The sequence below is a fragment of the Corallococcus llansteffanensis genome, assembly GCF_003612055.1.
Taxonomy (GTDB): domain Bacteria; phylum Myxococcota; class Myxococcia; order Myxococcales; family Myxococcaceae; genus Corallococcus; species Corallococcus llansteffanensis.
Map to the genome: position 1 here is coordinate 1 of NZ_RAWB01000294.1, position 12,506 is coordinate 12,506.

At 69.4% G+C, this 12,506-nt stretch carries 6 protein-coding genes; 4 read left to right on the plus strand and 2 right to left on the minus strand.

Annotated elements, in window-relative coordinates:
* The first annotated feature begins 65 nt into the window (after positions 1 to 65).
* Positions 66 to 2,615: a PAS domain-containing sensor histidine kinase gene (locus D7V93_RS25165; protein WP_120645818.1), complete on the plus strand. Its 2,550-nt coding sequence runs from the start codon at positions 66 to 68 to the stop codon at positions 2,613 to 2,615.
* Positions 2,616 to 2,762: 147 nt separating this feature from the next.
* On the opposite strand, the gene D7V93_RS25170 is transcribed toward D7V93_RS25165, so the two are convergent.
* Together D7V93_RS25170 and D7V93_RS25175 are read right to left on the minus strand one after the other, a co-directional pair.
* Positions 2,763 to 6,632 carry a MopE-related protein gene (locus D7V93_RS25170; RefSeq protein WP_158623848.1) on the minus strand — a complete coding sequence of 1,290 codons (3,870 nt, stop codon included), beginning with the start codon at positions 6,630 to 6,632 and terminating at the stop codon, positions 2,763 to 2,765.
* Positions 6,633 to 7,706: 1,074 nt separating this feature from the next.
* Positions 7,707 to 8,309, minus strand: a complete 603-nt coding sequence (locus tag D7V93_RS25175; RefSeq protein ID WP_147451309.1) for a hypothetical protein — start codon at positions 8,307 to 8,309, stop codon at positions 7,707 to 7,709.
* Between the two features lie 413 nt (positions 8,310 to 8,722).
* On the opposite strand from D7V93_RS25175, the gene D7V93_RS25180 reads away from it, so the two are divergent.
* The 3 genes from D7V93_RS25180 to D7V93_RS25190 form a co-directional block, all read left to right on the plus strand.
* Positions 8,723 to 9,916 (plus strand): vWA domain-containing protein, encoded by a 1,194-nt coding sequence (locus D7V93_RS25180; RefSeq protein ID WP_158623849.1) that lies wholly within the window; start codon positions 8,723 to 8,725, stop codon positions 9,914 to 9,916.
* Between the two features lie 138 nt (positions 9,917 to 10,054).
* Positions 10,055 to 11,869: a sigma 54-interacting transcriptional regulator gene (locus D7V93_RS25185; protein ID WP_244237501.1), complete on the plus strand. Its 1,815-nt coding sequence runs from the start codon at positions 10,055 to 10,057 to the stop codon at positions 11,867 to 11,869.
* A gap of 4 nt (positions 11,870 to 11,873) precedes the next feature.
* Positions 11,874 to 12,506: protein kinase domain-containing protein (locus D7V93_RS25190; protein WP_147451310.1), on the plus strand; the 633-nt coding region annotated here is incomplete at its 3' end.

Sequence of the window (12,506 nt, forward strand, 5' to 3'; positions counted from 1 at the left end):
CCCCAGTTCCACAACAAAACGGCGGTGGTGCTCGCCTTTCCTGCGTGAGGGGCCGGGTGGGGGGCATGGAGGAGCACTGCGCGGACGAGGACCACAAGCTCACCGAGGAGCGGCTCGCCCTGCTGAGCGTGCTCCAGGAGCTCACCATCGCCGCGCTCGACCTCTTCGATCCGAACAAACCCGCGGACTCCTTCCTGGACCGCGTCGCGGAGCGCTTGGGGTGCATGGTCGCCCTCTGGCTCCAGACGGACTCACAGGGACGGATCCAGCTTCAAGGCGCGAGCGGACTCTCCACGGCATCCCGCCGACTCCCGATTCCGGGGCCCACCGGGGCAGGCCTGCCCTATCCGGAGCTCGCATCGCCGGGACTCGTGCGTTGGTCCGTGCCCATCGCTGACTCCGCGCCGGGCGCGGGGCACATCTCCAGCTCGCTGCTGCTGTACTTCGACCGCGAGCCGCATCTGCCGCGGCAGTACCGGGGCATGGTGGAGCGACTGGGCAGCGTCCTGCGCACCGCGCTCGTCCACCGGCAGCTCTTCGCGTGGACCCTGGACAGCGAGCGCGATCTCCACCAGCAGAAGACGCTGTTGGAGTCCATGAGCGAAGCCTCCGTCGAAGGCATCCTGATCGCCTCCCCGGACGGGAGGATTCTCATCCACAACCGCCGCCTCGTGGAGATGTGGGGACTGGAGCAGGAGATCCAATCCGCATCGAACGAGGTCCTGCTCCACGCGATCGCGAAGCTCGTGGAGGAGCCCGCCACGTTCCTGGCACGCGCGTCTTCCTTCTTCGAACACGTCGACGCGTCGGGACACGACGAGCTTCGGCTCAAGGATGGTCGGGTGTTCGACCAGTACAACGCCCCGGTGGTGAGCGAGGACGGTGTCTACTATGGGCGGGCCGTCTACTTCCGGGACATCACCGCGAGACAGCGCACGGAGCGGGAGCTCCAGCGCGAGCGTGACTTCAGCTCGGCGGTCCTGGATACGGCCCGCGCACTGGTGATCGTCCTGGATCCGGAAGGCCGGATCGTCCGCTTCAACCGGGCGTGTCAGGAGGTGACGGGCTACACGTTCGAGGAGCTCCGGGGTGCGCAGTTCTGGAAGCGGCTCCAGCCACCGGAAGACACGGAGCGGGTCGTGAAGAACTTCGCCGTGCTCGCGGCGGGCCAGGGGCACGAACAGTACGAGAGTCACTGGCTGACACGGCAGGGGGAGCGACGGCTCATCTCCTGGTCCAGCAACGTCCTTCGCGGCGAGACGGGAGCCATTGAGTATGTCATCGGCACCGGTATCGACATCACGGAGCAACGTCAGGCCGAGCGGGAGCGCGACCAGACCTTTCAGCGCGAGCAGCAGGCGCGTGCCCGGGCCGAGGAGCAGGAAGGGAGATCCGCGTTCCTGGCGGAAGCCTCCGGGCTGCTCGCCGGCTCGCTCGCCCCCGAGGACTCGCTGCGGAGCGTGGCCGCGCTGACCGTCCAGCGGTTCGCCGACTGGTGCACGGTCGACCTCCTGGACCACGACCATTCCTTCCTGCGGCTCACCGAGGCCCGCTCCGAAGCGCTCCGCGCCATGTCACCGGAGAGGGTCCACTGCGCGCCGCCTGACCTCGACGCGGAACAGGGCCCTGGAAGGGTGCTCCGCCTCGGAGAGCCGGAGTTCTTCCCAGAGGGTTGCCCCTCCGCGGGGGTCGTCGGGTTCGGGTCCTGGATGTCGGTGCCGCTGCTCGCACGGGGCCATACGCTCGGCGCCATCACCCTCGCCCGGTCGTCTGATGGCGCTCCGTATGGACAGGCCGAGTTCTCCCTCGCCCAGGAACTGGCCCGCCGCGCGGCGATGGCCGTGGACAACGCCCGACTCCTTCAGCAGGCCCAGATGGCGATCGGGCTTCGCGATGAGTTCCTCTCCATTGCCTCGCACGAGCTGAAGACCCCGGTCACGTCCCTCCAGTTGTCCGTGCAGGGCTTGATGCGCCTCACCCGGACGGGAGCGCTTCGCACCGCACCGGTGGAAACCGTGACCCACTCGCTCGAAGTCATCGAACGCCAGGCGAAGCGGATGGCGAAGCTCGTCAACACGCTGCTGGATGTCTCGCGCATCCATGCCGGGCGGCTCGACCTCGAGCTCGAAGAGGTGGATCTCGCCGCGCTGGTCCGGGACATCGCGGCACGCTTCGCCCCCGAACTGGCCACCTCGGGGACCCGGCTCCTGGTTCACGCCGACACTCCAATGCCGGGCGTGTGGGACCGGTCGCGGCTCGATCAGATCATCACCAACCTGCTCTCCAATGCGATCAAGTACGGCGAAGGCAGGCCCATTGAAATCCGGGTCGAGGGCGACGCCGTGACGGCCCGCCTGGAGGTGAGGGATCAGGGCATTGGAATCCCGGCGGAACGGCACGTGCGGATCTTCCGGGCCTTCGAGCGCGCGGTGTCGTCGCGCCACTACGGAGGGCTGGGATTGGGCCTCCACATCGTGAGCCAGCTCGTCGAAAGGCTGGGAGGCTTGGTTCGGGTCGAAAGCGAGGCGGGGCGTGGGGCCACCTTCACGGTGGAGCTTCCGCGCCGCGGGCCCTCCGTGTCTCCACAGAGCCCGGCAGTGCAGACGGTGTCCTGACGGTCCAAGCACTGCGCCGCGTGCGGAAGTCCGCGACCGGTGCAAAGGCCCCCGGGCGGCACGGCTTCCGCCAGGGGGCCCTTCTTTTCGCTTCAGGAGCCGCGACTCATGACATGGCGCCGGGGCTCACCTGCACTCGCGGGGTGCTCAGGGGGGGCGGCTGTACTTGCAGACGCCTTCGACGCACGCGATCCCATAGCTCTGGCATCTATACCCACAGGATCCGCAGTTGAAGAGGTCGTTGGAGGTGTTGACGCACGTCCCGTTGCACAGCGTCAAGCCACTGGGGCAGGTGGGGGCGCAGACGCCTCCTTCATCCACGGAGCCGTTGCAGTTGTTGTCCACGCTGTCGCAGACCTCCGTGGCGCCGGGGCGAATGCCACCGTTGGAGTCGTTGCAGTCGCTGGCGTTGGAGACATAGCCGGAAGGCTGCGAGCAGGCGACGGTCGACTGGCTCGAGTTGCCATAGCCGTCCCCGTCCGCGTCACGGTACCAGGTCGAACCCGCGCCTTCGTCCACGGAGCCGTTGCAGTTGTTGTCCACGCTGTCGCAGACCTCCGCCGCGCCGGGCCGGATGCTCGAGCTGGAGTCGTTGCAGTCGCTGGCGTTGGAGACGTAGCCGGAGGGCTTCGAGCACGCGAGCGTCGACTGGCTCGGATTGCCGTAGCCGTCGCCGTCCGCGTCGCGGTACCAGGTCGAGCCCGCGCCTTCGTCCACGGAGCCGTTGCAGTTGTTGTCCACGCTGTCGCAGACCTCCGTGGCGCCGGGTCGGATGGACGCATTGGAGTCGTTGCAGTCGCTGGAGTTGGAGACGTAGCCGGAAGGCCGCGAACACGACCTCGCCGTCTGGCTGGGGTTGCCGTAGCCGTCCCCGTCCGCGTCGCGGTAGTAGGTCGAGCCCGCGCCCTCATCCACGGAGCCGTTGCAGTTGTTGTCCACGCCGTCGCAGACCTCCGCCGCGCCCGGGCGGATGCTTGAGCTGGAGTCGTTGCAGTCGCTGGCGTTGGAGACATAGCCGGAAGGCTGCGAGCAGGCGACGGTCGACTGGCTCGAGTTGCCGTAGCCGTCCCCGTCCGCGTCGCGGTACCAGGTCGAACCCGCGCCTTCGTCCACGGAGCCGTTGCAGTTGTTGTCCACGCTGTCGCAGACCTCCGCCGCGCCGGGCCGGATGCTCGAGCTGGAGTCGTTGCAGTCGCCAGCGTTGGAGACGTAGCCGGAAGGCTGTGAGCATGCGAGCGTCGGCTGGCTGGGGTTGCCGTAGCCGTCCCCGTCCGCGTCGCGGTACCAGGTAGAGCCCACGCCTTCGTCCACGGAGCCGTTGCAGTTGTTGTCCACGCTGTCGCAGACCTCCGTGGCGCCGGGTCGGATGGACGCATTGGAATCGTTGCAATCGCTGGCGTTGGAGGCGTAGCCCGCGGGTTGGCTACATGCTTGCGTCGACAGGCTCGACGTGCCGAACCCGTCGCCGTCCGCGTCGCGGTAGTAGATCGAGCCTACGCCCTCGTCCACGGAGCCGTTGCAGTTGTTGTCCACGCCGTCGCAGACCTCCGTGGCGCCGGGGCGGATGCCACCGTTGGAGTCGTTGCAGTCGCTGGCGTTGGAGACGTAGCCGGAAGGCTGCGAGCAGGCGACGGTCGACTGACTGGCGTTTCCATGGCCGTCCCCGTCCGCGTCGCGGTACCAGGTCGAGCCCACGCCCTCGTCCACCGCACCGTTGCAGTTGTTGTCCACGCTGTCGCAGACCTCCGCCACGCCGGGCCGGATGCTCGAGCTGGAGTCGTTGCAGTCGCCAGCGTTGGAGACGTAGCCGGAGGGCTGCGAGCATGCGAGCGTCGACTGACTGGCGTTGCCGTAGCCGTCCCCGTCCGCGTCGCGATACCAGGTTGTGCCCACACCCTCGTCCACGGAGCCATTGCAGTTGTTGTCCACGCTGTCGCAGACCTCCGCCGCGCCGGGCCGGATGCTCGAGCTGGAGTCGTTGCAGTCGCTGGCGTTGGAGGCGTAGCCCGCGGGTTGGCTACATGCTTGCGTCGACAGGCTCGACGTGCCGAACCCGTCGCCGTCCGCGTCACGGTAGAAGGTGGACTTCACGCCTTCGTCCACCGCGCCGTTGCAGTTGTTGTCCACGCTGTCGCAGACTTCCGTGGCGCCCGGCCGGATGGCCGCATTGGTGTCGTTGCAGTCGCCCGCGTTCGACACGAACCCCGCGGGCTGGCCGCAGGCCGCGGCGGAGGTGCCCAGGTCGCCGTGGCCGTCTCCGTCCGCATCCCGGTACCAGAGCGCGCCCACGCCCTCGTCGACCGAACCCTCGCAGTTGTTGTCCAGGCCGTCGCAGACCTCGGACGCCTGCGGAGAGACGTTCGACCGGGTGTCATCGCAGTCCGTGGCGTCCGCCACGTAACCCGCGGGCCGGGTCGCATCCCGGCGCGAGTCGTTCGCGTTGCCGAAGCTGTCGCCGTCCGCGTCCCGGTACCACACGGTGCACACGCCCTCGTCCACCTGCCCGTCGCAGTCGTTGTCCAGACCGTCGCAGAGCTCCTCGGCGCCCGGCGTGCGCTCCGGACTCGAATCGTCGCAGTCCTCGGCGACGGCGACGAAGCCCGGAGGCGCCGCGCACGCATTCACGAAGTCGGCCGGAGCGCCGTGGCCGTCTCCGTCCAGGTCCCGGTAGAAGAGCCGAAGCGGCAGGCCCGGCTGGACGAACCGGCTCACCCCTGGCGACAGACCGCCCAGGCCCAGCTGGCCCTGGCTGTTGTCACCCCATGCCCAGACCACGGGGCAGCCCGAGTACTCCCACCGCTCGTAGTGGACCGACAGACCGTGCCGGGCGCCGCCCGCGACGCGCGCCACGGAGTCCACCTTCGTATAGGTCTGGAAGTAGCTGTCCCAGCGCCGGGCATAGGCCGCTGAAGGCCGGGAGACCAGCGTGGTGTCCCCCAGCTGACCGGCTTCGTTGGCGCCCCAGGTCACCAGGTCGCCATAGGGGTAGCCCTGGACGAAGAGGCTGAAGTCGTCGCCCGCCGCGAGGTCGCCTCCCGCGGTCGTATCCGGGACGGCTCCCGACGGACTGGGGAGGAACTGCCACGGCGACGGCGGCTCGCTGACGAAGCTCCGTCCGCCTTGCCCCGAACCATTCAACCCCCAGCTCACCGCGTGCCGGGGGACCTCGTTGTCATAGAGGAGGGAGTGGAACTCGCCCGCCGCGACGGCCGCCGTCTTCCAGGTGCGCAGCAGCGTGGGCGTCAAGATCGGTGCGGAGCTCGCGCCGGTTCCCACCTGCGCGAAGTCATTGCGTCCCCAGCCCCAGACCCGGCCCGTGCGTCCCAGCGCCAGCACGTGGTGCCCGCCCGCCGCGATCGAGACGATCTTCGTGACGTCTTCCGGGGGCGTCAGGTCCGATGGCCCCTGCGGAAGGTACGGGTCCCCCGGCGCGAGCGCGGGAATCACGACCGGGACCGGCAGCGGATGGGCCTGATCATCCGGGCCCATCTGCGGCTGGCCCAGCTCGCCGTCCGCGTTCTGCCCCCACGCCCACACGGTGCCGTTCCCGTCCACGGCGAGCGACAGGTCCGCGCGAGCGGCGATCCTCGTGATGCCGCTCAGCAGGGGCACCTGCGTCGGGACCAGGACCCGGACGCCCGGGTCCGCGCCGCCGGCCTGCCCCCGGTGGTTGCGTCCCCAGGCCCAGACATGGCCGGTCTCATCGAGCGCCAGGGAGTGGCCGCTTCCCGCCGCAACGGCGATCATCGGCCGGGGCAGGGAGAGGGGCAGGGGCGTCGCCTGGGGCACCGCGCTGGCGACCCCCCGGCCCAGCTGCCCGTCCGTGTTTTGCCCCCAGCTCCAGACCACGCCATCGGTTCGGACGGCCAGCGAGTGATACGCGCCCGCGGCCACGTCCCGCACCTCCAGCCCGTCCACCCGCTGGCGCTGGTCGGTCTTCGTCGAGGGCTCGGGCCCTGGCTCCGGGGCGGGAAGCGACTCACCGCATGCCGCGCTCAGCGTGAGCAAAGCCGTCACACACCACCCCAGCGGGGCGCGCCCCCACTTCATCGTCTGCCTTTTCAATGGAACAACTCCTGATACACCCCGGCCTATCCTCGGGGCCGAGGTGCGGGTTCTGAATCAATGCCTCTCCTGGCGCACGCGTGCGCCAGCCACCCGACCACGGGCGGCGCGACGCCCCCGCGCATGCGGGGGCGTGAACCAGGGACAAGGGCGGGATCTCGCGTCCGGAAGCTTCCCGGCTTCAGGGCGCGACGGGTGTATTCACCTTCCGTGAGCTCTCAATCGAGATCAATCTTCAACCCGACCTCCCAGGTGGGTATGAAAAGACGTCCTGGGAGGTCAGCCGTGACAATCCATCCGGAAGACCCTGCGCCCTGGGCGGGAGAAAGGGTTCCCATCCCAGGAGTCTTCACGCCCCGGAACGATGCACGGGGACACAGGATGTTCGTCGGCGGTGGGTGAGCTCTTGCCGCCCAGCGCCAATAGGCCCCACAGCCCAGACTCCTGACGCACACCTGAAGAGGGGGCGGCCTGGGCAAGCGTGTGCCTCGAGGGACTGCTCGGCCTCTGCTCTGACTCGGCGCGCCATCCTTGGGGCAGGCTGGAGGTGCGGCATGACCAGCTCAAGGAGCTGGTGAAGGGCAGGTGGTGGATGCGTACGAGGTGCTCGGGCGCGACGTCGTCCTGTCCTGGTCGCGCTGTCCCCATGGTTCATGATGCACCCGAAGCTCAGCCGGCTCGCGAGCAACGGTACCTGATCGAGATCGTTCCACAGCGCCTTGGAGATGGCCTTGTCGGCGGGAAGCCCGGAGCGCATCTCCTGGACGAGCGGGATCAGATTGGGATGGGTGGTGGGATATTCGTTGTCGATCCCGTCCAGGCCGTAGCCGCCCGGTCCGGGAGACCCTCCGGTTGAGGCAGCGGCGAAGGCGGGCGCGAAGAAGGCGCGGATGCTGCGACTGGAGGGGACTGGGCTGCTCCGCACTCCGGCCAGCGCGTGCTTCAGGTCGTGCTCCGGTTGCGCGCGCTGCTGGAGGCCCTGGAGGAGATGGCTCCCTCCGACGTTGCGCGGCTGGCGTCCTTGCGTCAGCTCGCGCTTCCCACCACCTGGTCCTTGGCCATGCTCTTGACGATGGCCTCCGCGAGGCCCGGGACCTCTTTCTGCACGTCCGAGGGCTCGTAGGTCTTGGTGTTCGTGCTCCAGAGCAGCTGTCCGTTCTCGCCTCGGGCGTCGAAGAGGCTGACCTGCATCCGCGCCTCCTCCGTCACGGAGTAGTCCGTTGGACCGTAGGCCCCGAAGTAGTCGTAGTAGGACATGGCGGGAGCGACGTTGACCTCCTCATGGATCCCCGCGAAGCGCGCCACCAGGATGCCGTCGTACCCCTGGCCTTCGATGGCGCTCCGGAGCGTGTCCTTATCGGGCTTTGCTCCCGCAGGGAGGACGTCGGAGCTCTTGACAGCCTGGACGCCCTCCTCCGACAGCTTCGCCACCAGCTCCTGCTCGAGCTGCTGCCGGGTGGCGTCGCTCGGCACCATCGCCACGACGACGACCTTCTTGACGGGGGGGAGCTGGGCGAGTGCCGGGCTCTTCCAGGTCTTGCCGACGCTCGTCGAGGCGCAGCCCGCGGCGAGCAGCATCGCTCCGACGAGCACGGTGAATCCGAAGTGGGTACCGCGTCCTGTTCTCATGGCGTTGTCTCCTACGGGGGGTGAGTGCCCGCCTTGGAAGACGCTGAGGACGCGGCCGCCCGGGGACAAGGCCTCGCCCTCCACACTCGCCCGGCCGCCCTCAATGAACCCTGGGCTGAACTTCATTTCCTGCTCAGAGTGCCTTGACGTAGCCCGAGACCTTCGGATTGCAGGCGCCCGCCTTCTTCAGCGCGGCCTCGGCTGCCTTCTTCTCCGGGTGGATGTTCGTCACGATGAACAGCCCCGGCGTCAGGCGCTTGAACGGCTTGCTCTGGAGGACCAGGAACCCCGTGCCGGAGGTTGACGCGGGAGCCTTTCGTCCTGGCGCGGTGGGGCCTCCAGACCTTTTGCCGACCCCGTTCGTTCCAAGGGGACCTGACGGTGCAGCCCGTCCACCCCGCTGGAGAACCCCCATGTTCAAGTCCCTGGCCCTCGGTCTTGGCCTGCTCGCGCTTCCTCAAGTCTCGTTCGCCGGCGCCCCCAACGCGGCCGCGAAGCAGATGGCGCCTGCCGCGAGTCAGGCGCCTGAAGGCCCCGCGCCCGTGATGGTGGACGCGGCCGTGTCCGCGCCCCGGGTGCAGATCGCCTTGCTGCTCGACACCAGCAGCAGCATGGATGGCCTCATCGATCAGGCCCGGCGCCAGCTCTGGACGGTGGTGAACACGTTCCAGAAGGCCCGTCGCGACGGCCAGATGGCCCGGTTGGAGATCGCGCTCTACGAATACGGCAAGGAGAGCCTCCCGAAGGAGTCCGGCTACATCCGCCAGATCCTGCCCTTCACCACGGACCTGGACCGCGTCTCCGAGCAGCTCTTCGCTCTGAGCACCAACGGCGGGGATGAGTACTGCGGGCAGGTCATCCAGAAGGCCACCACCCAGCTGGCCTGGAGCAAGTCGAAGGAGGACTTGAAGCTCATCTACATCGCGGGCAATGAGTCCTTCACCCAGGGCCCCGTTGCCTATTCGAAGGCCGTCGCCAGCGCGAAGGAGCACGGCATCGTCGTGAACACCGTCCACTGTGGCCCTTCGCAGGTGGGGGCCCAGGACGGTTGGACGGCCGCGGCGACGCTCGCCCAGGGGCAGTCGCTGAACATCGATCAGAATCGCGCGGTGGCCCAGGTCTCCGCCCCGCAGGACGCGGAGCTCGCCCGGCTGAGTGGGGACCTGAGCAAGACCTACCTGGGCTACGGGGCCCAGGGCTCGGCGGGCAAGCAGCGGCAGGCGGCGCAGGACTCCAACGCCTCGGTCAGCGCCAGCACCACAGCCTCCCGCGCGGCGTCCAAGGCGAGCCGCCTCTATGACAACTCGAGTTGGGACCTGGTGGATGGCGCCAAGAAGGGGACGGTGAAGGTCGAGGCACTCCGGGAAGAAGAGCTGCCGCCGGAGCTGAAGGGCAAGTCGGTGGAGGAGCGCAAGGCCGTCGTGGAGGCGAAATCGAAGGAGCGCTCGGACATCCAGGACCGCATCCAGAAGCTCCAGGGGGAGCGCGTGAAGTACCTGGCGGAGCAGGAGAAGGACGCCGCGAACAAGGGCGCGGAGACGCTCGACACGGCCATCATCCAGTCCGTGCACAAGCAGGCCGCGGCCCGGAAGCTGATGCTGGAGTAGGCCTCGCGGTGGAGTTTCGGGGCCGGCTGTCTTTGCCCTTCCGTCACGCGCGGACTCCCAGACTGGGTCCATTTCGACGAAGTCTGGGCGGAGGCGGTGTCCCTTCCAGTCAGCCCATTCACGTTAGAATCACGCCCCATGATGCCGGGGACCGACGGAGCGCAGGGGGAGTTGACGGGCACGGAACCTCTGGCGGAGGTCGCGAGACAGGCCACCGCGCACGCGGGGCTGTCCATCGTTGTCTATCACCAGGGCGGCGCGGAGACAGCGCTCCTCACTCCCGGCCAGCCCGTGGTTGTCGGGCGCGCCGAACCCGCGGACCTGCGCGTCCCCGACCGCAAGCTGTCGCGAGAGCATGCACGCTTCACCCTGCTGGAGAACCGCGTCCTCGTGGAGGACCTCGGCTCCCGCAATGGCACCTGGCTTTCCGGCCGGCGCGTGGAGCGCGTGGAGCTGGACATTGGCGGAGAGGTCCTGCTGGGCGAGGTGCTGGCGCGTGTCCACGGGCTGGGGGCTGGCGGCTCGAGGACGGCGGGAGAGGAGAGCTTCCGCCGCCAGCTTGATGACGAGGAGGCCCGGGCCCGGCACCTGCGGCGCGGCTTCGCCCTCCTCGCGGTCCGAGCTCCCGAGGGCGACGCGCCTGGCGACTGGATCGGGTGCGTGCGGGAGCGGCTCCGTCCCGTCGACCAGCTGAGCGCCTTCGGACCGGACCGGCTGCTCGTGCTGCTGCCGGAAGTGGACGCGGCCTCGGCGCTCGGGCTGGCGCGCGCCGTGGCCTCGCCCCCGGGTGTCGCGGGGGGCACCCCTCGCGTGGGCATCGCCGTCTATCCGGGGGCGGCCAGCACGGTGGAGGCGCTGATCGACCGGGCCTTGCGCTCCCTGGAGCGCACCTCCGCGCGGGAGCCGGTGGTCCAGGCTTCCGAAGCCTGGTCCGACAGCAGCGCGCCGGAGGCCAGCCCCGCCATCGTCGCGGGCGCGGCGATGCGGGGGCTGCTGGCCACGGCGGCCCGGGTGGCCGGCGCGCGCATCCCGGTCATCCTCCTGGGCGAGACGGGGACCGGCAAGGAGGTGCTGGCCCGCTACATCCACGAGCAGGGCCCCCGGCGGGAGCGGCGCATGGTGCGTGTCAATTGCGGCGCCATTCCCTCCCAGCTCGTCGAAAGCACGCTCTTCGGTCACGAAAAGGGCGCCTTCACCGGGGCGCAGCAACAGCACCGGGGCGTCTTCGAGGAAGCGGACAAGGGAAGCGTGTTCCTCGATGAGATTGGGGAGCTGCCGCTCGCGGCGCAGGTGGCCCTGCTGCGAGTGCTGGAGACGGGGAGCTTCTGCCGCGTGGGAGGCACGCGGGAGATCGCCGTCGACGTGCGTGTGATTGCGGCCACCCACCGCGATCTGGAGGCCATGGTGGCGCAGGGCCAGTTCCGTGACGACCTGTACTACCGGCTGAGCACGATGGTGCTGGAGCTGCCCCCGCTGCGCGAGCGGATGGAAGAGGTGGAGCCGCTCGCGCGCCGGTTCCTCTCGCTGGCCAACGAGGCCAATGGCCGGCAGGTGAGGGGACTGAGCCCCGAGGCGCTGGCCCTGTTCAAGGCGCACTCCTGGCCGGGGAATGTGCGTGAGCTGAAGAACGCCCTCGAGCGCGCGGTGGTGGTGGCGACGGGCGAGCTCATCACGGCCGAGGACCTTCCGGCGCGGGTGCGGGCGACGCGTGCGCTGGACGTCTTCCCACCGCAATCGCAGCGGCCTCCGGAAGACGTCGCACGGCGGGAGGACTCCCCGGGGGCCGAAGCCGAGCTGAAGGCCCAGGTGAAGGACTACGAATCCCAGCTCCTGGAGAAGACGCTGCGCTCGGCCAACTGGAACCGGACGGAGGCGGCCCGCCAGTTGGGGATTCCGGTGAGGACCCTGTCGTACCGGATGAAGGTGCTGGGCCTCAAGAAGCGGGAGGCCTGACGGCATGCGCGCTCCACCCGCACGCGCGCCCGAGGCACCGGAGTACCTGGGGCCCTACCGGGTCCTCGGAGTGCTGGGCCGGGGAGGCATGGGCATCGTCTACCGGGGTGAGCACGTCGACACCGGGGAGGCCGCCGCGGTCAAGACGGTGCGGGCCACCTCCCGGGCGATGCTCGCCACCATCCGCCGGGAGATCCATGCGCTCAGCCGGGTGCGGCACCCCGGAATCATCCGCGTCGTGGCCCAGGGGGTCGCGGACGGACTTCCCTGGTACGCCATGCCCCTGCTGCCGGGCCCCACCCTGCGCGACTCCGTCTGCCCGCAGGGGTTCGAACCCGCCGCCGGGCTGGGGCTGGGGCCGCTGGAGCGCACGGAGACGATGCCCGCCCTCGCCCCACCGGGCCCGGAGCGCTCCCGAGGGCCTTCGCCGCGCCCTCCCAGCACCGCCGCGTCCTTGGGCTCCGCGCTCCTGTTGTTGCGCCGACTGTGCGCGCCGCTCGCCTTCCTCCACGGCTGCGGGCTTGTCCACCGCGGCCTCAAGCCCGAGAACGTCGTCATCCACGAGGACGGGCGGCCCATCCTGGTGGACCTCGGCATCGCCGCGCTCTCCGGGGGGGCCGAGGGGCGCGAGGAGCTG